The 25,599-nt window shown below is 26.2% G+C and carries 24 protein-coding genes and 1 pseudogene; 22 read left to right on the forward strand and 3 right to left on the reverse strand.

What is annotated here, in order from left to right; genetic code table 11:
• The first annotated feature begins 137 nt into the window (after positions 1 to 137).
• From Q1J60_RS09615 to Q1J60_RS09665, 11 genes are all read left to right on the forward strand, one after another.
• On the forward strand, positions 138 to 1,568 hold the full coding sequence (locus Q1J60_RS09615) for a synaptonemal complex protein 1 (protein ID WP_300261359.1): 1,431 nt from the start codon (positions 138 to 140) through the stop codon (positions 1,566 to 1,568).
• 2 nt (positions 1,569 to 1,570) lie between these two features.
• On the forward strand, positions 1,571 to 2,263 hold the full coding sequence (locus Q1J60_RS09620) for an OmpA/MotB family protein (protein ID WP_300261362.1): 693 nt from the start codon (positions 1,571 to 1,573) through the stop codon (positions 2,261 to 2,263).
• A 624-nt stretch (positions 2,264 to 2,887) separates the two neighbouring features.
• Complete coding sequence (locus tag Q1J60_RS09625; RefSeq protein WP_300261365.1) at positions 2,888 to 3,565, forward strand: Crp/Fnr family transcriptional regulator; 678 nt, start codon at positions 2,888 to 2,890, stop codon at positions 3,563 to 3,565.
• A 121-nt stretch (positions 3,566 to 3,686) separates the two neighbouring features.
• Positions 3,687 to 3,989 (forward strand): urease subunit gamma, encoded by a 303-nt coding sequence (locus tag Q1J60_RS09630; RefSeq protein WP_300261368.1) that lies wholly within the window; start codon positions 3,687 to 3,689, stop codon positions 3,987 to 3,989.
• A 20-nt stretch (positions 3,990 to 4,009) separates the two neighbouring features.
• Entirely contained in the window at positions 4,010 to 4,318 is a 309-nt protein-coding gene (locus Q1J60_RS09635) for an urease subunit beta (RefSeq protein WP_300261371.1), read from the forward strand.
• 12 nt (positions 4,319 to 4,330) lie between these two features.
• The gene (gene ureC / locus Q1J60_RS09640; RefSeq protein ID WP_300261373.1) at positions 4,331 to 6,049 is read left to right on the forward strand and encodes an urease subunit alpha; all 1,719 of its coding nucleotides are present in this window, start codon (positions 4,331 to 4,333) and stop codon (positions 6,047 to 6,049) included.
• A 145-nt stretch (positions 6,050 to 6,194) separates the two neighbouring features.
• Positions 6,195 to 6,647: an urease accessory protein UreE gene (locus tag Q1J60_RS09645; protein WP_300261376.1), complete on the forward strand. Its 453-nt coding sequence runs from the start codon at positions 6,195 to 6,197 to the stop codon at positions 6,645 to 6,647.
• A complete protein-coding gene (locus Q1J60_RS09650; RefSeq protein WP_300261378.1) occupies positions 6,625 to 7,332 on the forward strand; it encodes an urease accessory protein UreF in 708 nt (235 codons plus the stop codon). Before Q1J60_RS09645 ends, Q1J60_RS09650 begins: the two co-directional genes overlap by 23 nt.
• Positions 7,333 to 7,356: 24 nt before the next feature.
• The gene (gene ureG / locus Q1J60_RS09655; RefSeq protein ID WP_300261381.1) at positions 7,357 to 7,968 is read left to right on the forward strand and encodes an urease accessory protein UreG; all 612 of its coding nucleotides are present in this window, start codon (positions 7,357 to 7,359) and stop codon (positions 7,966 to 7,968) included.
• 2 nt (positions 7,969 to 7,970) lie between these two features.
• Positions 7,971 to 8,798, forward strand: a complete 828-nt coding sequence (locus Q1J60_RS09660; RefSeq protein WP_300261384.1) for an urease accessory protein UreD — start codon at positions 7,971 to 7,973, stop codon at positions 8,796 to 8,798.
• Between the two features lie 58 nt (positions 8,799 to 8,856).
• A complete protein-coding gene (locus Q1J60_RS09665) occupies positions 8,857 to 10,074 on the forward strand; it encodes an ammonium transporter (RefSeq protein WP_300261386.1) in 1,218 nt (405 codons plus the stop codon).
• Between the two features lie 353 nt (positions 10,075 to 10,427).
• On the opposite strand, the gene Q1J60_RS09670 is transcribed toward Q1J60_RS09665, so the two are convergent.
• Complete coding sequence (locus Q1J60_RS09670; protein ID WP_300261389.1) at positions 10,428 to 10,943, reverse strand: AmiS/UreI family transporter; 516 nt, start codon at positions 10,941 to 10,943, stop codon at positions 10,428 to 10,430.
• A 206-nt stretch (positions 10,944 to 11,149) separates the two neighbouring features.
• Here Q1J60_RS09670 and Q1J60_RS09675 point away from each other — a divergent pair, with 206 nt between their 5' ends.
• Genes Q1J60_RS09675 through Q1J60_RS09695 form a run of 5 tightly spaced genes read left to right on the forward strand, consistent with a single transcriptional unit; the run spans position 11,150 to position 16,538 of the window.
• Entirely contained in the window at positions 11,150 to 12,133 is a 984-nt protein-coding gene (locus tag Q1J60_RS09675) for an ABC transporter permease (RefSeq protein WP_300261392.1), read from the forward strand.
• On the forward strand, positions 12,126 to 13,019 hold the full coding sequence (locus tag Q1J60_RS09680; RefSeq protein WP_300261421.1) for an ABC transporter permease: 894 nt from the start codon (positions 12,126 to 12,128) through the stop codon (positions 13,017 to 13,019). The genes Q1J60_RS09675 and Q1J60_RS09680 overlap by 8 nt, the downstream gene beginning before the upstream one ends.
• Positions 13,020 to 13,031: 12 nt before the next feature.
• Complete coding sequence (locus Q1J60_RS09685; RefSeq protein WP_300261395.1) at positions 13,032 to 14,582, forward strand: ABC transporter substrate-binding protein; 1,551 nt, start codon at positions 13,032 to 13,034, stop codon at positions 14,580 to 14,582.
• Positions 14,583 to 14,637: 55 nt separating this feature from the next.
• Positions 14,638 to 15,630, forward strand: coding sequence for an ABC transporter ATP-binding protein (locus Q1J60_RS09690; protein ID WP_300261398.1), 993 nt, complete (start codon positions 14,638 to 14,640; stop codon positions 15,628 to 15,630).
• Positions 15,631 to 15,650: 20 nt separating this feature from the next.
• On the forward strand, positions 15,651 to 16,538 hold the full coding sequence (locus Q1J60_RS09695; protein ID WP_300261401.1) for an ATP-binding cassette domain-containing protein: 888 nt from the start codon (positions 15,651 to 15,653) through the stop codon (positions 16,536 to 16,538).
• A gap of 91 nt (positions 16,539 to 16,629) precedes the next feature.
• Here Q1J60_RS09695 and Q1J60_RS09700 read toward each other — a convergent pair whose 3' ends face one another.
• Positions 16,630 to 16,950, reverse strand: coding sequence for a bacteriocin immunity protein (locus Q1J60_RS09700; protein ID WP_300261404.1), 321 nt, complete (start codon positions 16,948 to 16,950; stop codon positions 16,630 to 16,632).
• A gap of 188 nt (positions 16,951 to 17,138) precedes the next feature.
• Complete coding sequence (locus Q1J60_RS09705) at positions 17,139 to 18,629, reverse strand: EAL domain-containing protein (RefSeq protein WP_300261405.1); 1,491 nt, start codon at positions 18,627 to 18,629, stop codon at positions 17,139 to 17,141.
• Positions 18,630 to 19,715: 1,086 nt separating this feature from the next.
• On the opposite strand from Q1J60_RS09705, the gene Q1J60_RS09710 reads away from it, so the two are divergent.
• The 6 genes and pseudogenes from Q1J60_RS09710 to Q1J60_RS13045 form a co-directional block, all read left to right on the forward strand.
• Positions 19,716 to 20,984, forward strand: a complete 1,269-nt coding sequence (locus Q1J60_RS09710) for a J domain-containing protein (RefSeq protein ID WP_300261408.1) — start codon at positions 19,716 to 19,718, stop codon at positions 20,982 to 20,984.
• A 17-nt stretch (positions 20,985 to 21,001) separates the two neighbouring features.
• Positions 21,002 to 21,604: a nucleotide exchange factor GrpE gene (grpE, locus tag Q1J60_RS09715; protein WP_300261410.1), complete on the forward strand. Its 603-nt coding sequence runs from the start codon at positions 21,002 to 21,004 to the stop codon at positions 21,602 to 21,604.
• Positions 21,592 to 23,319 (forward strand): Hsp70 family protein, encoded by a 1,728-nt coding sequence (locus Q1J60_RS09720; RefSeq protein ID WP_300261412.1) that lies wholly within the window; start codon positions 21,592 to 21,594, stop codon positions 23,317 to 23,319. The genes grpE and Q1J60_RS09720 overlap by 13 nt, the downstream gene beginning before the upstream one ends.
• 17 nt (positions 23,320 to 23,336) lie before the next feature.
• The gene (locus tag Q1J60_RS09725; RefSeq protein WP_300261414.1) at positions 23,337 to 24,068 is read left to right on the forward strand and encodes a tetratricopeptide repeat protein; all 732 of its coding nucleotides are present in this window, start codon (positions 23,337 to 23,339) and stop codon (positions 24,066 to 24,068) included.
• Between the two features lie 282 nt (positions 24,069 to 24,350).
• Complete coding sequence (locus Q1J60_RS09730; RefSeq protein WP_300261416.1) at positions 24,351 to 25,124, forward strand: tyrosine-protein phosphatase; 774 nt, start codon at positions 24,351 to 24,353, stop codon at positions 25,122 to 25,124.
• 297 nt (positions 25,125 to 25,421) lie between these two features.
• Positions 25,422 to 25,543, forward strand: a pseudogene (locus tag Q1J60_RS13045) (IS3-like element ISBce13 family transposase); the annotation flags it as partial.
• Positions 25,544 to 25,599 lie beyond the last annotated feature (56 nt).

Here is a 25,599-nt window from a genome sequence, read left to right on the forward strand (position 1 = left end):
CTTATGAAATCAAGTTAAACTTGATTATTCATAAGGCTTTTTTTATTTTATTTATTATGGAAATTCATTATAAAAACCTGTTTGGAATCATATATTTCATATAAAGATTAATTAATAGAGGAGGAGAATTTTTTATAATGAATACTATAAGTAATATATTACAATCCTTTTTAAATCAAAATATTATAGGGTATATTGGAGTTATATTAATCTTAATAGTTATATCTTTGGGGTTTATTTATAATATTAGGGCTAAGAAAAAGTATGAGAATCTTTTAAAGGACTTTAATGAGAGTGAATGGATTAATGTTTCAGTAAATGAATATCAAAAGGAACGTAAATTTCTTAATTCAGAGTTAAAGGCAATGGCAGATGATTTTAGAAAGAGTGCTACTAGAGGAACATATAATATCAACACAGAGGTAATAATTCAAAAGAATATAGAAAAGAAAATTTTAAAAGAAGAAAATATTGCCAATATACTGTCATCTATTTCAATAGCATTAGGACTTATAGGTACATTTTTAGGACTTACTGTGGCTATTATTACAACAACAGATATATTGTCTTCTGGAACTAAGAGTATGGCTGACTTCTCAAGAAGTATGAATATGCCTCTAGGAAGTATGTCTAGTGCTTTTTGGACAAGTATTGTAGGGGTAATAGGTTCTATCATATTAAATTGTTTAAACATTAATTTAAAGAGAGCTAAAGAGGACTTTTATGATGTTTTTGAAGATTATTTAGATAACGTATTATTTGCTATTTATATAAAATCAGATAAAGATTTGCTTACCGATTTTATAAATAAAGCTTTAGGAAGTTTTTCAATAAAGTTAGATGAGTTATTTAACAAGGGAATAAATAATTTAGTTGAAAGTATAAATAAAAATACCATAGATATGACAAGTACTTTTAATGGAATGAATAAGCATATAAGTGATTTAGAGAATGTTGTATCATATTTTAGAGTTTCAGTTATTGGAATAAAAACACCTATAAAAAACTTTGAAAAAGATTTGGAAAAGTTTGGTAGGATAAGCACAGACTTTTGTAATTCTGTGAATTCAATAAATAATAAATTTATTAATAAATCTGCTAGACTTGAGGAAAGTGTAAATGAACTATCAAAGGTTATAAATGAAAATAAGAGAGAGATAAATAAGCTTTGCATGAGATTAGAGGTTCAAAGTAATGAGGTAAGAAGAGGATATAATACCTTTAATGATGTATTTAATATTATAAAAGATGAGCAAAGCAGAAATAATAAAATTATTTCAAATCAAATTTCAAAACTAAATGATGGATATAGAGAATTTGAAAGAGGAATAAATAAATTTTCAAATAATGTTTCAAATATGAAAAATGAAGTTGCAAATGGTATATACTATGCTCTTCAAAGAGAAACTCAGGAGCTTTCATCAAATATAGTTGATAAATTAAATTATCCTTTAAGAGATATTAGTTTAGCAGCTGAGGAATTAAGCAGAAGTACCAATAGGGATAGGGAGATTAAAAAGGTAGATTCTAAGTGGAAAAAAGATAGTAAAGAGATTGGTAGGTGTTAAAAATGAAGGTTAGGAGAAGAATGTATAAGATAGAACAAGAACTACCTTCTTATTGGCCTTCATTTGTTGACATAATGACTACGGTTACCCTAGTTTTTTTCTTTATATTACTTACTTCAATAGGAATTTCAAGTATTTTTGTAGATAATATAGCTTTAGAAAGAGAAACTGTATATGATAAAATTCAAGGACAATTAAATCAATATGACGTTGATGAAGGAGTAATGAATTTTAATAGGCAAGAAGGAAAAATTGATATAAAAACAGAGACTTTTTTTGACAGCGATAGTTCAGTTTTAAAGGAAGATGGGAAGAAATTAGCTTCTGAACTTGGTGATATATTTTTTAAGCTGCTATCTAATGAATGGATAAAAGAAAAAATAGACTATATAGAAATTGTAGGACATACAGATTTTGCAGGAAGCACTATTCATGGAAGAGAATTATCTACTGAGAGAGCAATAAGCTTTTTAAATGAAATGATGCCAGAAGATAGTGAACTTGAAAATATTCATGGAGAAAAATTTAAAGCTTCAGGAATGTCTGAGTTTGAAAACTATTCTTCTAAAGAAGAAAGAGATAGAGGATATGATAAATATGATATGGAAGAAACTAAGAAAGATAGAAGAATTGAAGTACGTATGGTATTTAGTAATGATGATTTAGAAAAAGCTATAAAAGAAAGAAAAAATTAAATTTAATACAACTGAATTAGCTAAAAGGATATAAAAGAATCCTATATATAAGTTGTTTAATGAAATGATTTAAGAGTTATAAAAATATAGAGAAAATTTATGAAATTTAATAGTTATTAAAAGTATTTATTAAATATATTTAATAAAAATAACTATAAATTGGAAAAACAAGGGATTTTATGTTAATAAAATCCCTCGTTTTTTTGATTAAATTATTTAATAATACTATAACTATGATATACTTTATAACTTTTGAAAACGTTTTAAAAAAATTTCATTTATATCAATAAAAGTTCAATTTTTACTATTGAAGAGTTTAGAAGTAAATACTAATAATTAGGCTATAAGACAGATAAAGACTATAAAAAGTCTTTAAAATGAATTTAAAATTATCGATAAATTAATAAGAATATTAAATTATTCATTATAGAAAAATATAATAATTTATATAAAAAAGTTCTATTAGGGAAAAATGCGAAAAAGCATTGAAATTCTACAAGAACTGACTTATATTAAAGATAAGCCGATAAAAAAAAGTCGATATTCAGAAAAATAAAGAGAAAATTTTAATTTAATTAAATTTAATTAAAATTATATGTGAACACAAGGGGACAGTTATTTTTTATGGATACAAAAGAATTTACTAATAATTTATTAAATAAGTTGCTACCATTAGTTAAACAAAAAATTGTTGTTTCTAATGAAAAAGAGCTATTTGATCAAAGTGTATATAAAAATAAAATATTAATAGTTTTAGAGGGAGAGTATAAGCTTACTCATATGTTGCCAAATTCTAAGGAATTTACAATAGGATATTATAAAGCTCCGAGCATACTATTGCCTAATGATAAAAATAATAATAGTTTTATGGCGCTTTTTGCAATGAGAATAAAAAGTAAATGTACTATTGGGTTGATTCCATATGAAGAAAAAAGTTTAAGTGAAGATATATGGTGTGATTTTTATCATTACAGTGATTTAATATCACAAAAAATTTATATCCAAATGAGAGATTTGTTGTTTAATACAAAGAAAAATGCGCTCTTTTCAATTTTGATAAGGTTTAGCAATAGCTATGGAGTTAAAGTTGAAGATGGAATAAAAATCAATATAAAGTTATCTAATATTGATTTAGCTGAATACACAGGGGCTACGCCAGAAACTATAAGTAGAATACTAAGAATAATAAAAGAAAATGGCTTAATAAGACATGAAGGTAAGTACATAGTTATAACTAATATAGAGTATATGAAAAATCAGTTGGATTGCAAGTATTGTGAAAATAGGTTATGCGAAATTTAGCTTTTAGAATTATATAACTGTATATTAATCATAGGTGTTAAAGACAATTACGATTAGTATATATTTATAAAATTATTATATCAATATATATTAAAAAATAGTTTAAGGAGGAAAGAGGTATATGTACTTAACAACAAAGGAAAGAGAAAAACTTATGATTTTTCTTGCTGCTGAATTAGTTAAAAAGAGAAAAGATAGAGGCATAAAATTAAATCATCCAGAATGTGTTGCTTACATTACTAATGAGATATTAGAAGGTGCGAGAGAAGGGAAATCTGTTGAAGAGTTAATGTCTTATGGAAGAACTTTACTTACAAGAGAAGATGTTATGGAAGGGGTTCCAGAAATGATACATATGATTCAGGTTGAGGCTACTTTTCCAGATGGAACTAAATTAGTAACAGTTCATAACCCAATACAATAATTAAATAGGAGGATAGTTTTATGATACCAGGAGAAATTATATTTGCAAAAGATCCAATTAAATGTAATGAAAAATATGAACCAATTACAATTACTGTTGTAAATAAAGGAGACAGAGCAGTTCAGATTGGATCACACTTTCACTTTTATGAAGTAAACTCAGAATTAGAATTCGATAGAGAAAAAGCATATGGAAAGAGATTAGATATTCCATCAGGAACAGGAGTAAGATTTGAACCAGGAGATATGAAGGAAGTAAACTTAATAGATTTTGGTGGAGAAAGAAGAGTATTTGGTTTTGATAACAAAGTAGATGGATATTTAGACTAGGAGGTAATAAAGATGAGCTTTGAAATTGGTAGAAAACAATATTCAGATATGTTCGGGCCTACTACAGGAGATAGTATAAGACTTGGAGATACAAATTTATTTGCAAAAATAGAAAAAGATATGACTGTATATGGAGACGAAAGTAAATTTGGAGGCGGAAAAACTCTAAGAGATGGTATGGGAGTAAGTGCAACTGAAACAAGAAGAGACAATCTTTTAGTTGTAGATACTATCATAACTAGCGTTGTAATAATTGATTATACTGGAGTTTATAAAGCTGATATTGGTATAAGAGATGGTAAAATCGCTTGTATAGGTAAAGGTGGAAATCCTGCTCTTATGGACAACGTAGATTTTATTGTTGGTGCAAGTACAGAAGCTATATCAGGTGAAGGACTTATAGTAACAGCAGGAGCTATTGATACACACGTACACTTTATAACACCAGGAATAATTGAAGCTGGATTAGATAATGGTGTTACTACAATCATAGGTGGAGGAACAGGTCCAGCAGATGGAACTAACTCTGCAACTACTACACCAGGAGCTTGGCATATTCATAAAATGTTAAAAGCAGCAGAACAATTCCCAATAAACATAGGTTTATTAGCTAAAGGTATGGGAGCAACTGAAGAAGTTGTTGGAGAACAAATAGAAGCTGGAGCTATGGGTGTAAAAATACACGAAGACTGGGGAGCAACTGGATCAGGTATCGATTATACATTAAGAGCTGCTGATAAATATGACGTACAAGTTGCTATTCACACAGATACATTAAATGAAGGTGGATTCGTAGAATACACTATTAAGAGATTTGGTGGAAGAACTATACATACATTCCATACAGAAGGTGCCGGTGGTGGACATGCTCCTGACATCATAGAAGCAGCAGGAATTAACAATGTATTACCATCATCAACAAGTCCAACAATACCATATAGTAAAAACACTATTACAGAACACTTAGATATGTTAATGGTTTGTCACCATTTAGATCCTAAAATTCCTGAAGATGTAGCATTTGCAGATTCAAGAATAAGAAAACAAACAATAGCAGCAGAAGACGTATTACAAGATATGGGTGCTATCAGTATAATGAGTTCTGACTGTATGGCTATGGGTAGAATTGGTGAAGTTGTTATGAGAACATGGCAATTAGCTGATAAAATGAAGAAACAACGTGGACAAGCAGAAGGTGATTCAGAATACTCAGATAACAACAGAATCAAAAGATACATTGCTAAATACACAATTAACCCTGCAATAACTGTAGGAATATCAGATTACATTGGATCAGTTGAAGTTGGAAAATATGCTGATTTAGTATTCTGGGAGCCACAAATGTTTGGTGCTAAACCAAAAATGATAATGAAGAGTGGAATGCTTAGCTATGGAGTAATAGGTGATGCAAGCTCAAGTATAATTACTCCAGAACCAAGAATGTTAAAACCTTTCTGGGGAGCTAATGGAAGTGCTAAGTATGATATAAATATGACATTTGTATCAAGATATGCATATGAGCATGGAATAAAAGAAGAGCTTAACTTAAGAAAAAATATATTACCAGTTGGAAAAGTTAGAAATTTAACTAAGAAAGACTTAATATTTAATGATGCTTCTCCAAACATTCATGTAGACCCACAAACTTACGACGTTACAATTGATGGAGAATTAATCACTTGTGATCCAGCTAACGAAGTAGCTTTAACTCAAAGATATTTCTTATATTAATTTAATTTGATTTATTAATATGTCTCATATTAATAAATCAAATAATCTATAATCTTGTTCTTCTTTCTTTTATTAGTTAATTTTTAAGGAAGAAGAGCAAGATTATGTAATTTTTTAAGTGAGAAAATAGAATTTGGAGGTAAATATGATTTTTGAAAGCATATTAGGAAATATAAGCGATATAGAAAATTTAGATGATTTTCATGTAGAAGTTATATTTTTAGATAGTGATGATTTAGTAAAAAAAATATTAAGAGTTACATCAGATCATGGAAATGAATATGGAATATCATTAAAAAATAGAGAAGAAGAGTTAGTTGATGGTGCTATATTATTTAATGATAATAATAATTTAGTTGTTATAAAGACAAATAGTGAAGATGTGATTGTTGTAGAGCCAAAAGATATAAATGAAATGGGAGAAGTTGCACATTTACTTGGTAACACTCACGTACCTGTACAAGTTAAAGGTGGAAAAATAATACTTAAGTATGATCAGGTTATTGAAAAAATGATTAAGGATAAAAATATTAAATATTTTATAGAAAGTATGAAATTAGAAAAGGCTTTAAGACATGTCAATTATGCACACCACTAATTTAAAAGAGATTCTTAGAGTATTACAAATATGTGATTCTACTTTCCCTGTAGGTTCATTTAACCATTCATATGGAATGGAAACTTACATGAGAAATGGAAAGATAACTGATCCTGAATCATTAGAAAAGTGGATAAATATATTTTTACTTAATCAATTTGTTTATACTGATGGGCTAACAGTTAGATTAGCTTATGAGTATTTACAAAATAATAACATTGAAGCTTTATGGAAACTAGATAAATATGTAACTATTCAAAATATAGCTAGAGAGAGTAGAGACGGAGGTAAACTTGTGGCAGCTAGAATGAGTGATTTAATTCTAGATTTATATGACATAAGTTTATTAAGAGAATATAGAAAAAGAATGGCAAAAAAAGAGAGTTATGGTCATCCAGCAATTGTATTTGCTATAACTATGATGAACATAGGTGTTTCGGTAGAAGCAGCAATAATATATTACGGATATAGTATTGTTTCAACACAAGTGCAAAATGCTGTAAGAACTGTACCATTAGGACAGAAGGATGGACAAATCTTATTAAATAAATCATTTGATATTTTAGAAAAAGCATGCGATAAGGTACTTACTATAAAAGAAAGTGATTTAGGAGCTAATATTCCAGGTCTTGAAATGTCACAAATTAACCATGAAACCTTAATATTTAGATTATTTATGTCTTAGTTTAATGTTTAGGAGGAGATAAGTATGAAGCCAGTAGTAATCGGTGTTGGAGGTCCTGTTGGAGCAGGAAAAACTTTGTTAATAGAAAGATTAACAAGAATGATGAGTAAGGACTATAGTTTAGCTGTAGTAACTAACGATATCTATACAAAAGAAGATGCAAAATTTATGGTGAAAAATTCTGTATTAGATGAAGATAGAATAATCGGAGTTGAAACTGGTGGATGTCCACATACTGCAATAAGAGAAGATGCATCAATGAATTTTGCTGCTATTGATAGCTTAAAAGAAAAATTCAAAGATTTAGATATAATTTTTCTAGAAAGTGGTGGAGATAACTTAGCTGCAACATTTAGTCCAGATTTAGTAGATTTTTCAATGTACATAATAGACGTTGCTCAAGGAGAAAAAATTCCAAGAAAAGCAGGACAGGGAATGATAAAAAGCGATTTATTCGTTATAAATAAAATTGACTTAGCACCTTATGTTGGAGCAAATTTAGATATAATGAAAGCAGATACACTAGTATTTAGAAAAGAAGGTACATTTATATTCACAAACTTAAAAACTGACGAAGGTGTTAGAGAAGTTATGAATTGGATAAAGAAAAATTGTTTATTAGAAGGAATTAAATAGTGATGAGCAATTTTGATGGGAAAATAAAAATAGTACTTGAAGAAAAAAATAATAATACAGTAATTAATGAAATATATTATGAAGGTGTATCAAAAGTATCTCCTACAATGCATTTAGATGATGAAAAAATACCATGTTATTTTTTAATGCATCTAGGTGGAGGATATATAGAAGGTGAAAAGTGTAGTACTTATATTGAACTAAAAGAAAATACTAGATGCATACTTACTACACAAGCTCCAACTATCATTTATAAAAGTGTTAATGGAAATTCAAGTAAACAAATGACTTCCATAAAATTAGAGAAAAATAGCGTTTTAGAGTATATGTTAGATAATACTATACTTTTTAAAGATGCTATATATGAACAAACAACTGATATACATATGGATAAGGATTCAACATTAATATATACTGATGGATTTACATCAGGTTGGTCACCTAATGGAGAAAAATTTAAATATAATTTCGCTCACATGAAAACTAGAGTATTTATAGATGGAGAAATTAAATTATTAGATAATTTAATTTTAGATCCAAAAAATAATGATCTTGGAGGATTTGGTTTCTTTGAAGGATATTCTAACTATGGAACAGCAGTTATTATAGATAGAAGAATAGATGAAAAATTTGTTGAGAAATTAAGAGAAGTAGTAGATGAATTAAAATTAGATATTGATTTTGGAATATCACTTTTAGAAACTAATGGTCTTGTTATAAGAGTTATAGGTAATCTTACTCAAAATATACATAAAGCTATATATGCGTGTACGAATTATGTTAGAAAAGAATTACTTAATTCTGGTAACTTGTACTTAAGAAAATATTAATAATTAAAGGAAAATTAAATAAAGGAAAATTAAATATTAGAAAGGAAAATTAAATATAATGATTGAACAAAGTTTAAATAGTGGTAATACTACCTTTATGATTTTATGTGTAGCACTTGTGTGTTTAATGACACCAGGACTTGCATTTTTCTATGGAGGATTAGTAAGAAGAAAAAATGTTTTAACAATATTAATGCAGTCATTTATTTCAGTCGGAATAGTCACTGTAATTTGGATTTTTGGAGGCTATGGATTAGCTTTTGGAGCCGATCACTTTGGAGTAATAGGTAGTATAGGAAATTATTTTGGACTAATTAATACAAGTGCATGTATAAACGAAGTATGTGGAAATGGAATACCATTCCTTTTATTTTTTGCTTATCAATTAATGTTTTGTATTATAGCAGTTCCACTTATGACTGGAGCATTTACAGCTAGAATTAATATAAGAGGTTATATAGGTCTATTAATAACATGGACATTATTAATATACATACCAGTATGTCACTGGGTATGGGGAAATGGATTCTTAGCAAAATTAGGATTTGTTGATTTTGCAGGAGGTACAGTAATACATATAACTGCAGGTTTTGGAGCTTTAGCATGCGTAATATTCTTTGGTAAGAGAATAATAGAAAAAGTTGAAAATAGAAATCATAATAATATTGTATTAGTTGCAATAGGAACAGGATTATTATGGTTTGGATGGTTTGGATTTAATGCAGGTGGTGCATTAGGAGATCCTAAATTAGAAGCTATAGCAGTTGTAAATACATTCATTGCATTAGCAATAGCTATGGTAGTTTGGACAATAATAGTAAAAATAACAAAAGGTAAAGTACCACTTACAGAAGTTTTAACTGGATCAATAGCTGGTCTTGCAACAATTACACCATGTGCAGGTTATGTAACACCAAGTTCATCAATTATTATAGGTATAATAGCAGCTATAGGATGTTATTTATTCATAGAAGTAAAAGAAAAGATGAAGTGGGATGACTCATTAGATGTATGGGCAGTACATGGAATGGGCGGCTTTATGGGAAGTATACTAATAGGAATATTTGCTAATCAAGAAATTGGAGGAATAGCTGGAGGAGCACACCAATTATTAATTCAAGTAGCAGGTGTTTTACTAGTTACAGTATATTCATTTGTAGTAACATTTATAATATTAAAAGTTCTTGATGCAACAATTGGAATAAGAACTACAAAAGAAGAGCAATTAAAGGGATTAGACTCAACATTATTAGGACAAGATGCATATAGTCTTTAAGATTTAAAATTATATATTGTAAAGTAGAGAAATTACTTAAATAAAATAAAACTATTACTTAAAAAGTAATAGTTTTATTTTAGAAATTAAATACAAAAAAAAGAGCTATATCAAAATATAACAATAAAACCAACAAACATATTTGGAGAAATACTAGAATTTGCTAATTATTTATAATGATTATTTCAAAGTTTAAGTAATATCTTTCAAATAATAATTATAATTTTAAAGCTCATCTAGATATTCTCTTAAAATTGTTTGTAAGTTTTATAAAAGGTTATTTTGATATACACCCTTCATAATTGATTTAAAATTAAGTTGTTTAATCTCTCTTAAAATTAAAAATTTTTTCATTAATTCCAAAGGCTTATTAACATTAAGAATCCAGGAATCCAAGCTGTTACTATACCTTCAAATACACCTAGATATCCAACAAATTTACCAAGTGGTTTTTTAAGTACACATTCAATGAAACCTGTTAGCCATAATAATCCCCATAGGAACCAGATGATTCCCATTCTCCAATCATCACCGCCAAAGTGTTTGAATGCTAAAATTCCACAAGGAATAGAGTTTATAGCCACAAATAGACTATACCATCCATAAAGTCTTGTATCTAATTTGAAAATAGTATTACAAGCTACATAAAGATATGTAAATCCAAATAATAGCCCTGTTGCAGCGGCATAAAAATCCATTACGTCTCCAGTGAATTTAGCGTGAATAAGAACAATAATATTGCATATTACTGATAAACCACCAGTGAAAATATTCATAACAGCAACAGATTTATCATTTACATTGGTTAATCTTGCTATACCGTTACTTATTAATACTATTCCGACATATAATAAAACTACTCCTAACATATGTATATCCTCCTATAAAATATAAATTATTTTATAGAGAAAAACAACTTAAGATAACCATATATAAATTATATAATCTTTAGATACTATTAAAAATGACCATTGATAATAATTTTAAAAAAATGTTGAATTTTTATTAATATTGTTGGAATAAATAGAATATTGACATTATAAGTCGAAAAATATACAAATTGGGGGGACATTATATGAAGATTGCATTAAAAGGAATATTTCAATTTATAGCCACAGTATTTATATTATCTGTAGTTGTATTTTATATGTCTAGAATGTCACCAGGAGATCCACTTAAATCTTATTATGGAGATTCTGTTGAAAGAATGAGTTTTGAACAGAGGGAAAAAGCTATGGATAAACTAGGATTAAACAAACCTATTTATGTTCAGTATGGAGTTTGGGTTAAAAGCATTTTAAAAGGTGACTTTGGAATTTCTTATAAGTATAAAAGAAATGTTACTGATGTTATAAAAGAAGTTTATAAAAATACAATAATACTTGTAGGAATATCTTATGTGTTAATTTTTATAGGTGCTTTGTTTTTAGGAATATATTGTGCAATTCATGAAAATGAGCTTATAGATAAAATAATAATGATGATTGGAAATATTACAACATATATACCTTCCTTTTGGATATCGATAATATTAATTTTAATATTTGCAGTTAATTTAAAAATATTGCCAACTGGTGGAGCGTATTGTATAGGAAAAGCTAATGATTTAGGAGATAGAATTACTCATTTAATATTACCAATAGTAGTATTAGTAACAGGACATTTATGGTATTACGCTTATATGGTAAGAAATAAATTATTAGAGGAATTTGGAGAAGAATATGTGTTATTAGCTAAAGCAAAGGGATTAACTAAATATCAAATAGTTTATAAACAATGTTTAAGGAATATAATGCCTTCCTTTATGTCAACAATGGCTATTTTTATATCTCATATTTTAGCAGGAGCATATATAGTTGAAAGTGTTTTTTCATATCCTGGTTTAGGAAAATTAGCTTTTGAAAGTGCTAAGTATCATGATTATAACATGCTTATGATAATTTCTCTTATTACTGGAGTGATTGTATTAATTTCTAATTTACTAGTTAAGATAATTAATTCAAAAATAGACCCAAGAATAGAAGATAAGGGAGGAATCGTTTTTGAATTTAATGCATAATGATTTTTATATAGTTAATGATAAGAATTTATATATAGATTTAAAAAAAGAAAATAATAAAAAAGTTAATAAACTTAAAGAATTTCCTATAATTTCAACAATTATATTAACAATAATAATTATTGGGTGTTTATCTTGCAATATTATAAGCAAGTATGATCCTAAATATATGGATTTAACAAAATGCAATATAGCACCTAATAGTACATTTTTTTTTGGTACAGATTCAATGGGAAAAGATATTTTCTCACAAATATGGTATGGCGGTAAGATATCATTATTTATAGGTGCTTTTTCTACTATAATAGCAACATTTATAGGAGTTATATATGGCTATATTAGTGGAATGTCATCTAAACATGTAGATTATATAATGATGAGAGCCATAGACATAATAATCAGTGTACCATCTATTCTAATTGTTATATTTATGCAAGTTATCATAGGTAAAAACAATGCCATAGGAATTTCTATTGCCATAGGAATGGTTAGCTGGATGAATATATCAAAAGTTGTTAGAAGTGAGGTTAAGCAAATAAGGAATGCTGATTATATATCAGAAGCAAAAATATTGGGGGGGGGATATATATACATATTAAGACAACATTTGTTACCTAATTTTATATCGTCAATAATGTTTATGATAGTAAGTAATATTGGAAGTGCTATTGCTATTGAATCTACATTAAGTTTCTTAGGAATAGGGTTACCAGTTGAAACAGTATCATGGGGAAGCATGCTTTCTTTATCTCAACAAGCGTTACTTTCAAATTATTGGTGGATAATTATAATTCCAGGGTTATTTTTAGTTGTAACTCTTATTTGCTTGGCTAATATAGGAGATTATTTAAGGAAAAAAAATATAAAAAAATATAATAATTTATAAGGAGTGTTAGCTATGAAATTTAAAAAGTTAAAAGCAGTTGCTGCAGTAATAAGTTTATCCTTATTAGTAGGATGTGGAGGCAAAGTAAATACAGTAAAAACTAATGTGAATGAAAAAACATTAGTTTATGGAAGTCATGATTATACAAGTATTAATCCAGCATTATATGAGCATGGAGAAATAAATTTACTTTTATTTAATGGATTAACTGCACATGATGAAAATAATAATGTTGTTCCATGTCTTGCTGAAAATTGGGAATATGATAAAGATAATTTAACATACACTTTTAATTTAAGAAAAGATGTAAAGTGGCATGATGGTAAGCCATTTACTGCAAATGATGTTAAGTTTACTTTTGACACAATAGAAAATCCTGAGAATAATTCAGAAATAAAAACTAATTATGAAAATATTAAAGAAATTCAGGTAGTAAATGATAATACTGTAAAGTTTATTTTGAAAAATGAAAATGTTGCATTGTTAGATTATTTAACTGTAGGAATAATACCTAAGCATATATTAGAAAATGAAGATATATCAACTGCAGAATTTAACAGACATCCAATAGGTACAGGACCATATAAATTTAGTAACTGGGATGAGGGACAAAGTATATCATTAGTAAGAAATGAAGACTATTTTAAAGGAGAACCTAAAATTAATAACATTGTTTTTAAGATAGTAGAAGATTCAAAAGCTAGAGTAATGCAATTAGAAAGTGGAGAGTTAGATTTAACTCAAGTTACACCAAAAGATATATCAAAATTTGATAAAAATGATAAGTTTAATGTAGATGTAATGAATACATCTGATTACAGAGGTATAATGTATAACTTTAATGTACCACTATTTAAAAATAATAGAGAGTTACCTAATGCATTAAGTTATGCTATCGATAGAAAAGCCATAGTAAAGAATATTTTATTAGGATATGGACAAGTTGCTTATTCACCACTACAAAAAGGTAAATACAATGATGAGAATATGGAAAAGTTTGAGTACAATCCAGAGATGACTAGAAAAATTCTTGAAGATAATGGATGGGTACTTGATAATGAAAATGTTTATGAAAAGAATGGAACAAAATTAAGTTTTGAATTAGTATGTCCAGAAGGAGATCAGGAAAGAATAGATATAGCTAAATTTGCAGCACAACAACTAAGAGAAGTTGGAGCAAATGTAAAAGTTGCAATTAAATCAAATATTGATTGGGAAAACCAAGATGCATATTTAATTGGATGGGGAAGTCCATTTGATCCAGATGATCATACATACAAGGTGTTTACAACTGATGGAGGAGCTAACTATGGATATTACTCAAATACTAAAATTGATGAAATATTAAAAAAGGCAAGAGAAACTGATGTTGATGGAGAAAGACAAAAATATTACAAAGAATTCCAAGAAGAGCTTACAAAAGATATGCCATATACTTTACTTGTATATATAGATGCAATTTATGTAGCAAAAAGTAATATAACTGGTATAAAAACTGATACTACATTAGGTCATCATGGTGTAGGAATATTCTGGAATGTACAAGATTGGAATATAGAATAATATTTATCAGTATAAGAATAAAAAAGTAATAAAGGGCTATTAGGAGAATATTTAGATGGATAAAATATTAAAAGTAAAAAATTTGGAGGTTAATTTTAAAACTAATAATGGAGATGTAAAAGCTGTAAGGAATGTATCATTTGATTTAAATAGAGGTGAGATATTAACTATAGTTGGAGAATCAGGATGTGGAAAATCAGCTTTATGTAGAAGTTTATTAAAGTTATTACCTAAGAATGGATATATAAAAAATGGTGAAATTTTATTAAATGGAAATGATTTATGTAAGCTTTCTGATAAAGAAATGAGTAAAATAAGAGGAAAAGAGATATCTATGATATTTCAAAATCCAATGTCAGCTTTAAATCCAACAATAACTATAGGAAAGCAAATACTAGAGGCTGTAAAAATTCATAATAAAAAAAGTAAAGTAGATGCTAAAAAGAGAGTCTTAGAGTTAATGGAGCTTGTAGAAATTGATAATGTTAATGTTAGATATAATCAATATCCTTATGAGTTTTCAGGTGGAATGCTACAAAGAGTAGTAATTGCAATTAGTTTAGCAAATAATCCTAAGGTATTAATAGCAGATGAGCCTACAACAGCTTTAGATGCAATAGTTCAACGAAAGATATTAAATCTTATTAAATCAATTCAAATTAAGAATAATATATCAATTATTTTAGTAACTCATGATTTAGGAGTTGTTCAAAATATAGCAGACAGAGTAGCTGTTATGTATGCAGGAAAAATAATTGAAATTGGAAAAAAGGAAGAAGTATTATTAGATGCTAAACATCCTTACACTAGAGCATTATTAAAATCAATACCAAATAAAAAAAATAGTTTTATAGAATGTATAGAAGGAGTTCCTCCTAATTTACTACATCCACCTAAAGGAGATGCATTCGCTCTTAGAAACAAAACCCCATTAAATATAGATTTTTTTGAAGAACCACCTATGTTTAAAGTTACTGAAACCCATTATGCAGCAACATGGATGCTTCATCCAAATGCAAAAAAAGTAAGAGAAGAATTAAATTATTAATAGGAGTATAGTAGTTAATAATGTGTAAAGAAAAACTTTTAGAAGTGATAAATGTTAATAAGCATTTTAAAGTAAGTAGAAATAAGTGTATAAAAGCATTAGATGATGTATCTATAAATATATATAAAGGTGAAATATTAGGGTTAGTAGGTGAATCAGGATCAGGAAAATCTACATTAGGTAAATGTATAGTAGGAATTAATGAATTAACAGATGGTAAAATATTATATGATGGAATAGACATAAGTAATAAGAAGAATGGGAAAAAAATTATAAGTGAAGATATTAAATTTATATTTCAAGACTCTACTTCATCTTTAAATTCTAGAATGACCATAGGAAAAATTATAGAAGAACCTTTAAAAATTCAAAAAAAATATAAAGATAAAAATAGTAGAATGAAAAAAGTATATGAAATGTTGGATTTGGTAGGTTTAGATAAAGAATATGTAAATAAATATCCATATGATTTTTCAGGAGGTCAGAGGCAAAGAGTAAATATTGCAAGGGCAATATCGACAAATCCTAAATTTATTATTGCAGATGAACCAATAGCGTCTCTTGATGTTTCTATGCAAGGACAAATAATAAATTTATTTAAAGAATTAAAAGAAAAAATGAAATTGACATGTTTATTTATTTCGCATGATTTATCAATGTTAAGATACATTAGTGATAGAATAGCAGTTATTTACAAGGGGAAAATAGTTGAAATTGCAGATACAGAAGAGTTATATAGCAATCCAATTCATCCTTATACAAAAGAGTTATTATCATCTATATTAACAGTAGATAATAGTAATAATAAATTTAAAAATAGTATTGATTATAGTAAATTGCTTATGGAGCATGAAAAAGATCAATTAATAGAAGTTAAAAAAAATCATTTTGTGTATTTAAATAAATAAATTATATACTTTAAAAAGTAGATAGTTTTATGTAAAAACAAAACTATCTACTTTTACTTTATATAATGAAATTTAATTACCACTTCTTTTATTAAAATTGAGATTTATCTCCATAGTCTGAACGATATACACCATTTAATCCGGAATACTTACCTATCTCAGATAGCTCTTTTATTATATTCTCTTCATTATATGAAAAAATTAGTTTTTTTGTGTAAGCTGTAAAATATATATAGTTAACTAATCTGTTTATTAAAGGAATATTTTTCTTATCAGATAAATCTAGTTTTGTATAAACTTTTAATAATACTTCTTTAATATCATCAAAATTATTTGCTTTTGATTTAGAAATACTATTATATAAAGAATGTACTAAATCTTTAGATCTATTCATTAATTCAAAATTTTCCATTCACAACACCTCCTAAATATAATTATAAATAAATTGTAGTATTTTTATAAATATAAGTAGATGAATATTTATAAGTAATATACTAAAAGAAAATAATTATAATGATTATTTATTCTGAGTTTTATTAATAATTTTACCAAATTATAGTTTTTATATATCCTCTTTTTATTTAAATATAAAAAATTTACTTAGCTACTTATTATTTTATTATTAATATTAACATTTATATAATCTATTATTTCAGATTTAGTTAATGGTTTAGAAAAATAATATCCTTGGACAATATCAAATCCTAAGTTACTAAAGAGTTTAAAGTCCTCATAATTTTCTACACCTTCAATAACTGAAGTTACATTTAATTTTTTTGATAATAAGGATATTGCTTCAATAACAGCTAATTTACTAGGGGTTCTTGCATCAATTACAAACTCCCTTGGAATCTTTAACTCATCAAAATATAGATTAGATATTTGGCTAAGAGATGAGTATCCGGTACCAAAGTCATCTATGGATATACAAATTCCATTTTCTCTAAGCAGATTAATATAAGAGATTGTTTTAGCATTATTATTTAGTGATACATTTTCTAATATTTCTGCTGTTATTAAATTTTTAGGAATTTTATACTCTTTATAAATATTTAGAATTTCATTAATTTTTTCGTAGGACTTTAAAGTGTTTAAGGATAAATTTATACTACACTTTAATTTTATACCTCTATCTATTAAGTATTTTTGAAATTCACAGGATTTTTTAAAAACATATAAATCAAGAGAAGAAATTTCGCCTAAATTTTCAGCTATAGGTACAAACTTAGATGGAGAAATTACGCCTAGTTTATCATGATTCCAACGTAGTAGAGTTTCGAAGCCAACTATTTTTAATGTCTTTACGCAAATTTTAGGTTGAAAGACTAAATTAAGTTTGTCAGATAAAAGATCATTTTTAAAATCTTTTTTTAATATATTCATATGTTCTAAATCAGTTTTTAAATTATCATCATACATAAGTATAGAATTATTAGGAACTTTAAGCTTCTTAGCTCTCATTAATGCATAATCTGTTTGTTGAATAAGTAAATCTAAATTAGTATTTGAATTATTTAACGAGTAACCAATATTAAAATTTACATGTATTAAATCAGAGTTATGTTGAATCTTTATATTTTCAAAATCTCTAAAAAATTTTAATATAAGGTCAACTTGATCTAATCTAGATATTAATGCAAATTCATTTCCACTATATCTACAGTAGAAAATATTTTTACCTAGAAGTAGTTTTAGTTCTTTAAATTTATTTGCCACTTCCACTAACACCTTATCACCAACAACATGTCCAAAAATATTATTAATATCTTTTAAGCTTTTTATATCTATAAAGAAAAGTGCATAATAAGTATTTATGGTTTCAAGTTTCTTTAAAAAGTAATTTCTACTATACATATTAGTTAAAAAATCTATTTCATTAGCCATCTTAACACTTTCAATTAATCTTAGATTATCTTTTCTTAATAGAACATCCCTAGAGACTAATAAAAGCATTATAAGAAGTATAATTATTACATTTTCTACATCATTAAAATTCCTAGTTGATATAGAAGATGCAGTTATGTCTATAGCAGCAAAGGAAACGGGAAAAATTCCAATAGTAATGCTTATCCATGAATCATTTATATTCATATAGTAATCATCAAATAGAACCTGATTTAGATCTTTGTCTTGTTCCATAATTGAATAGTATATAGAAAACATTAATAATAATGGACAAATAAAGTAAATACTAATACATTCATATAAACAATGAAAAAGAAATGCCTTGGTATTAAAATATGATATTATATAGCAATTAATATTTAAAATATAAAAGTTTATTAATAACAGAAAGCTACTTTTTTTGTCTGTCTGTAGATAAATGGTTTTTACAAAAATTAATATTATGAGAAAACCTTCTAAAAAAATCCTTAAGCTATTTATATTTATTAAAAATAAACTATATATTGAATCATTTAAGAAAGAAATAGATGATATAAAATATCTAGAATTTTTATAAATAATAAATGCAAAAGGTATAAATGTAAAAAATGAATCGCGAATAATATAATCCTTTAAAATACTATATTTAAGCATACTTTTTATAAGCTTATAAATCATTAAAATTACTAGCAATGATAATATTATGAGTTCAAGATTTTTTAATAAGAGTATTTTAAAAATTGAAAGATTAAATATACCAAATAGGTTACTTGATAAGTTTGTTAAAATTTGCACGATTTCAACTACTATAAAGCCTAACTTTATAGTAGTTAGTGAGTTTTTAGAAACTCTATATTTAAATGCAAACAATAGGCTAATTCCACATTGAAAAATCCAAAATGAAAAGGCAATTGCCCATAATAAATAGTCTGGTAAATTTGATGGTATTACTAATATATAGATTAATGTTCCTACCAAAACTAAAAAACTTAATATTATTTGAGTTCTAAAAAAAAGTTTTATCTTATTGTTAATAGGTCTATGTGACATATAAACCTCCAAAATTTAGCTAAATAGTTTTAAAATTATAGTTTATTATTAATAAACAATTCATTAACATTTTATTAATATATGAAATTTATGTCAAATTAAAAAGTTTAACTAGAAGTGAAAATATGTTTATAATCAATAATATTTATAAATAAAATAGGCTTACTAATGAATATTATTAGTTTTACTGAAATAAAGTTATGGTATAGAGATATATCGTTAATTAATTTTAGGAGGATGTATATGATAGATTATTTTAAAGAGTTAAATATTCAGATAGATGCCTCTGATAATGAAGTTAAAAATGCTTATTTTAATATGACTAAAAAATATCCGCCAGAAAAGTTTCCAAAGGAATATAGAGTTATAAGAGATGCTTATGAAACCTTAATAGATAAAGCTAAAAGAGATGAGTATATTTTAGAAACTTTTGATGTTGAAATAAAAAATATCCTTAATGAAGGTATTGATTTAGCTAAAAGTGAAAAATATGATTTAGCAGTTGTAAATTTCGAAAAGGTCCTGCAAAAATATCCTGATAATTCAAAGGTGAAGAAAGATTTGGCTGTATGTCTAATGAGAGGAAAAAATTATAAAAAAAGTTCTAAGATATTAAAAGAATTAGTTATAAGAGAACCTAATAATATAGAATACTATAAGCTTTTAATAAATGCTTATGGAGAGAATTATGACCTTAAAAATTTAGAGAGTGTTCTTAAAAAGAGTTTAAATTTAAAAAATGTAGAAGTAGATTTTTATTTGAAGTTATTTGAAATTTATAATGAAAGCGAATTAAGAGATTATACAAAGGCTATTAAGGTTTTAAAGGATGGGTTAGAAAATAAAAATATAAATTCTCAGAATTATAAGCTATATCTTAAGTTTTTAGATTTATCTGATAGATTAGATTGCAGGGATGATTTTAATAAGGGGTGTGAAGCTTTAAGTGAAATTACTTTAAAGGATAATTATGAAGAAGTAAAAATTTCAATATTAAATTTATTAAACAGGATTTTAAAGGAGTTTCATTTTAAAAATGGAGTTAGGCTAACATCAACAGCTTTAGTTTTAATAGATGAAAAAAAGGACATTGAAATCTTAGAAAAAATAATGAGATTAAGGCGTACTTTTTTGGAATTATCTAAACTTTACGAGGATAAAAGCATAAATGAAGAATTTAAAAAGGTTATATTTTACAATATTGTAAGTAAATTTCTAAATGATGATATTGAATTTAATAAGGATTTTGAAAGAATAAATAAAAACTTTTTTAATAACTTTAACTTTGAAAATTATGAATTAGTAAAATCAATTGGGAAGTTAAAGAATGATTATAGAAATGTGTACTTAGAAACAAGAAAGTTAACTGATAAGGCTTTGGGACTATATAGTAAAGTTCAGAAAATAAAAGAAGAAAAGAATGTATCTAAGGAATTTTATTCTAAGAGGAAAGAGGGGAATCCCGTAAAAATTTTATTTAGAAGAGTAATAAGTGGTTTTAGAGATAAATAAAATAAGGGGGTACTGATTTGAATTATGAAGAGGCTTTAAAGTGTATTTGTGAAGATAAAAAATATATAGAGTTATTTGAAGAGGATAGAGGATTAAAAGAATTAAAAAATTCTATAAAAAAAATAGCCATCAAAAATGAAAATATGAATCAGGGATATATTGAAGAGGTCTATAAAATATCTAGTAGTATTGAAGAAATTAAAACTTATATAAGTAAAAAGAGCGAGGAAGAGGAGTTAAGAAGTAAAAGGATAAACAAAGAATTAGAAATAAGAGAAAAGAGGTTAGTTAAAAGCATAATTAATATAGTGGATAATATAAAATATATTTATGATTTTAGTCAGAAATCTAATAATGAAGTATTAAATGAGGCTATGAATAATCTATTAAACACAGTAAAAAAGTTAATAGTTAATGTAGATATCCTTCTTATTGATGGAAAAGAAACTTTTTTTGATGAAAGCTTACATGAGTGTGTTAGCACTATTTGGAATGACCAAAGAAAAGATTATGAGATAAACGAGGTTTTAAAGTTTGGATATATATATAAGGGAAAAGTTTATAGGACAGCTCAAGTAGTAGTAGTTAAAAATAAGGGGGATATAGAATGGGAAGAATAATAGGAATTGATTTAGGGACAACAACTTCAGAAATAGCTTATGTAAAAGATGGTAAGCCATGCATAATAAGAAATATAGAAGAGGGAGAGGATCATGCAATTCCATCGGTAGTTTCTATAGAAGGAGATGAAATAAAAGTTGGAAAGAAAGCTAAAAATCAAATTTTATTAAAGCCTGAATTAACAGTTGCTGAGGTAAAGAGAATGATGGGAACAGAAAATGTTATACAAGTACAAGGAAAAGAATACAGACCAGAAGAAATTTCAGCACTAATTTTAAAAAAATTAAAAGAAGTAGCTGAATATTTTTTAGGGGAAGAAGTAGAAGAAGCTGTAATAACTGTTCCAGCAAATTTTAATGATATACAAAGAAAAGCTACAAAAAATGCTGGTGAAATAGCTGGCTTTAAAGTAGAAAGAATAATAAATGAACCTACTGCAGCAGCTATGGCTTATGGAGTAGATAACCTAGATAAAAACGGAAATATTTTAGTTTATGACTTTGGAGGAGGAACCTTTGATGTAACTATACTAGAAATGTTTAATGGAGTTTTAGATGTAAAGGTAAGTAGAGGAAATAATTATTTAGGTGGAAAAGATATTGATAATAAGTTAATAGATTATGTGGTAAATGAATTTAATAAATCAACAGGTATAAAATTAGATATATCAGATAGTAGAGTTTTGGCTAGACTTAAAGAAGGAGTAGAGGAAGCTAAAAAAACATTATCAACATCTAAGATGGCTGAAATAGTATTGCCTTATATTAGTGCTGACAAAGATAATAATCCAATAAACTTAGAAATGGTATTAACTAGGGAAGAGTTTGAATTTAATGTTAAAGAAATAATAGAATCAACTGAGAATATAGTAAATGAGGCTTTAGAGGATGCAAATATTACTGATAATGAAATAGACACGGTATTATTAGTTGGTGGTTCTAGTAGAATACCTTATGTAAGAAATATGCTTGAAAAAAGATTTAAAGGCAAAATAGCAAAGGGAGTAAATCCAGATGAGGCTGTGGCTTTAGGTGCTTCAGTACAAGCTGCTATTAAAAATGATATTAAAGTTGGAGAGTTAGGTACAATAATAGTTACTGATACATGTAACTATACTTTAGGAGTAGCGTTAAAGGGAGGTATATTTGATCCTATAATTAATAGAGATTCAAAATTACCTTTAAATGCAACAAAGAGATATTGTACTGTTATGGATAATCAGACAGAAGTATTGATAAGTGTTTATGAGGGTGAAAGTAGATATGTTAGTGATAATACATTAATAGATGAATTTATATTATCAGGAATACCAAAGGCTGATACTGGTAAAGAAAAAATAGATATTACCTTTACCTATGATTTAAACGGAATCTTAAATGTTTCAGCAGAAATTCTTTCTACTGGAGATGAAATTTCTAAAATAATGTCTACTAAAGGTCTTTCAAAAGAAGAGATTGAGGATCTTAAGGAGGTAGTTTCAAGTAATGAGAATATTAATGAGCTTGTACCCTGGAAATCAGCTAATTTATTTAAATTAGTAGAACCTAACTTTAAGTTAGCAGAAAGAAAAATTCCTATGTTACCAAGTGCTGATAGAGAAAAGCTTCAAGAAATTATGAGTGACATGAAGGATGCAATAGTAGAGAATGATAAAATGGCACTTATGAAATTAGATGAAGAGCTTACAGATTTTTTATTTGATTTTGTTAATTAATAGTGGGAGCATTTTTTATGAAAAATAATAAACAAGCTTTAGAAGGTATTTATAATAATGCTTTGGATTTAATCTTAAATAAAAAATTGAAACTTGCAGAAAATCTCTTAGAAAAAATTTATGACTCTGGAAATATAAATATAGATATTTTAAATATTTTAGGAATAATAAAATATATGTATTGTGATTTTTATGGAGCTAGAAAATATTGGAATGAGAGTTTGAAAGTTTCATTTGAAGATAATAAGGCTTCAGAATTTATCAAGGACATAGAAAGTAATGAATTTAGACTTATAAGTCAAAAATATATGGATTCATTAAACTTAATAGAAGATAAAAATTATTTAAAAGCAATAGAGATACTAGAAGAAATTGATAAAAGAAGAAATGAATTAATAGAGGTTAAAATTATCTTAGCATTATTATATATGACAATAGATGAAAAAGATAAGGGATTTAAAAATATAGAGAGAGCTTTATCATACGATATATCAAATTATAAGATAAAAGAGATATATGATGAAATCAAAAGTGATTTAGCAAATGGTGAGGATGAAGAAAAAGAAGGGATTGAAGAAGTTACTTTTTCTGAATCTATTTTAAATTTAATAATGATTTTGAATTATAGGATAAACTCTTTTTATGAAGAAGAACTAAAGTATAGAAATAAAGAAATAAAATCTCTATATGAAGAAATCAAAACTATGAATTTAGAAAGTGAATCTTTAAATACCAAAAATAAAAATTAAGTTTATAAATTAAGTTAGCTGTATTAATTATATTCTAAAAATTAAATTTCTTGGAATATAATTTTGATACAGCTATCTTTTTTAATGTGGATAATATTCTCAGCAAAATATAAGGATATGGAATATATTATTTGTTTTTATATTATGGTAAAATATTGATATGAAAAATAGAAAATTAAGAGTAGATTAGTAGTATGATTTATATTATTAGAATGGAAATTATTTAAGCCTTATAGAGGAAAATATATTTCCTTTTAGGTATTTATTTTAAGGAGGAAAATCATGATAGATATACATTCACATATAATACCTAATATAGATGATGGGTCAAAAAGTTTAGAAATGTCATTAGAAATGCTAAAAAGAGCAGAAGAATCAGGAACTAAGAAAATAATAGCAACTCCTCACTTTTTTAAGGGATATTGGACAGAAAACTATAATAGTGTAAAAGATAAAGTTAGAGAGTTAAATAAGTTAGCTAAGGAAAATAATTTAAATATTGAAATTTATCCAGGACAAGAAGTATTCTTTAATAATTACATACTAGAAAATTATAGTAGGGGAGATATTGGGACATTAGGAGAATCAAAATATATGCTAATAGAATTTCCTATGGATAAAATATATTTTCAAAAAGTAATAGATGAAATATATGAACTTAAAATAAAAGGTATAACTCCAGTAATTGCTCATCCAGAAAGATATGTTGATTTCATAAATAACCCAGATACAATAAATCAGTTTATTGATGAAGGATACTTATTTCAGTTAAATGGAGGAAGTCTTACTGGATTATTTGGAAAAGAAGTAAAGAAAACAGCAGAGATTTTCTTAGAAAATAATATATATAGCTTTATTGGATCTGATGCTCATAGCAACGGAAATAGAAATACTAGTTTAAAGGAAGCTTGTGAAGTTGCAGATAGCATAAGCAGAGAAGTGAGTAGAAGATTTGAAGCTAATGGACTTGCTTTATTAAATAATGAGAAGATAGTATTTCAAGGGCAAAAAGTTAAAAAGAAGAAGAAAGGATTATTTTCATTCTTTAAAAGATAGAGAAAATATTTCTATTATTTTAAGTTACACTAAAGAATATTTTAAAAATTACTTAGGATTAAATGAATATCAAGTAAGAAGTGAAAAAAGTATCTGTAGATATTTATTATTAAAGTTAATAAACTATACCTATTGTAAAATATATACTAATGATAATTATAACTTTAATACTGGATATAAATTCATAAAGAAATCTTTAGAAAAATCTAAAGTTATATATTTACGAAGCCGTTGTAAGCAGGACACCGATAAAATAAATTCTTAATTCATTAAAATAGATTAAGAATTTATTTTTTTTTGTTCAACTGTAAAATTCAGTTTTTTAGACAAAAGATTTGTCCCTATGACAATGCTTGTATAGAGTCATTTCATATGTTTTAAAGAAACAAGAAGTTTATAGAAACATCTATCAAAATTATTAAGATGCTAAATTTCTTATACCACTTAAAAAATCAAAAAATGTTCTTAATCTTAT

The organism is Clostridium sp. (genome assembly GCF_029258205.1).
Lineage (GTDB): Bacteria > Bacillota > Clostridia > Clostridiales > Clostridiaceae > Sarcina.

Excerpts from the sequence above, each read along its gene's own strand:
- Q1J60_RS09615 (WP_300261359.1), top strand. The coding sequence starts at position 138 with ATGAATACTATAAGTAATATATTACAATCCTTTTTAAATCAAAATATT.
- Q1J60_RS09620 (WP_300261362.1), top strand. The coding sequence starts at position 1,571 with ATGAAGGTTAGGAGAAGAATGTATAAGATAGAACAAGAACTACCTTCT.
- Q1J60_RS09625 (WP_300261365.1), top strand. The coding sequence starts at position 2,888 with ATGGATACAAAAGAATTTACTAATAATTTATTAAATAAGTTGCTACCA.
- Q1J60_RS09630 (WP_300261368.1), top strand. The coding sequence starts at position 3,687 with ATGTACTTAACAACAAAGGAAAGAGAAAAACTTATGATTTTTCTTGCT.
- Q1J60_RS09635 (WP_300261371.1), top strand. The coding sequence starts at position 4,010 with ATGATACCAGGAGAAATTATATTTGCAAAAGATCCAATTAAATGTAAT.
- ureC (WP_300261373.1), top strand. The coding sequence starts at position 4,331 with ATGAGCTTTGAAATTGGTAGAAAACAATATTCAGATATGTTCGGGCCT.
- Q1J60_RS09645 (WP_300261376.1), top strand. The coding sequence starts at position 6,195 with ATGATTTTTGAAAGCATATTAGGAAATATAAGCGATATAGAAAATTTA.
- Q1J60_RS09650 (WP_300261378.1), top strand. The coding sequence starts at position 6,625 with ATGTCAATTATGCACACCACTAATTTAAAAGAGATTCTTAGAGTATTA.
- ureG (WP_300261381.1), top strand. The coding sequence starts at position 7,357 with ATGAAGCCAGTAGTAATCGGTGTTGGAGGTCCTGTTGGAGCAGGAAAA.
- Q1J60_RS09660 (WP_300261384.1), top strand. The coding sequence starts at position 7,971 with ATGAGCAATTTTGATGGGAAAATAAAAATAGTACTTGAAGAAAAAAAT.
- Q1J60_RS09665 (WP_300261386.1), top strand. The coding sequence starts at position 8,857 with ATGATTGAACAAAGTTTAAATAGTGGTAATACTACCTTTATGATTTTA.
- Q1J60_RS09670 (WP_300261389.1), bottom strand. The coding sequence starts at position 10,943 with ATGTTAGGAGTAGTTTTATTATATGTCGGAATAGTATTAATAAGTAAC.
- Q1J60_RS09675 (WP_300261392.1), top strand. The coding sequence starts at position 11,150 with ATGAAGATTGCATTAAAAGGAATATTTCAATTTATAGCCACAGTATTT.
- Q1J60_RS09680 (WP_300261421.1), top strand. The coding sequence starts at position 12,126 with ATGCATAATGATTTTTATATAGTTAATGATAAGAATTTATATATAGAT.
- Q1J60_RS09685 (WP_300261395.1), top strand. The coding sequence starts at position 13,032 with ATGAAATTTAAAAAGTTAAAAGCAGTTGCTGCAGTAATAAGTTTATCC.
- Q1J60_RS09690 (WP_300261398.1), top strand. The coding sequence starts at position 14,638 with ATGGATAAAATATTAAAAGTAAAAAATTTGGAGGTTAATTTTAAAACT.
- Q1J60_RS09695 (WP_300261401.1), top strand. The coding sequence starts at position 15,651 with ATGTGTAAAGAAAAACTTTTAGAAGTGATAAATGTTAATAAGCATTTT.
- Q1J60_RS09700 (WP_300261404.1), bottom strand. The coding sequence starts at position 16,950 with ATGGAAAATTTTGAATTAATGAATAGATCTAAAGATTTAGTACATTCT.
- Q1J60_RS09705 (WP_300261405.1), bottom strand. The coding sequence starts at position 18,629 with ATGAATATAAATGATTCATGGATAAGCATTACTATTGGAATTTTTCCC.
- Q1J60_RS09710 (WP_300261408.1), top strand. The coding sequence starts at position 19,716 with ATGATAGATTATTTTAAAGAGTTAAATATTCAGATAGATGCCTCTGAT.
- Q1J60_RS09720 (WP_300261412.1), top strand. The coding sequence starts at position 21,592 with ATGGGAAGAATAATAGGAATTGATTTAGGGACAACAACTTCAGAAATA.
- Q1J60_RS09725 (WP_300261414.1), top strand. The coding sequence starts at position 23,337 with ATGAAAAATAATAAACAAGCTTTAGAAGGTATTTATAATAATGCTTTG.
- Q1J60_RS09730 (WP_300261416.1), top strand. The coding sequence starts at position 24,351 with ATGATAGATATACATTCACATATAATACCTAATATAGATGATGGGTCA.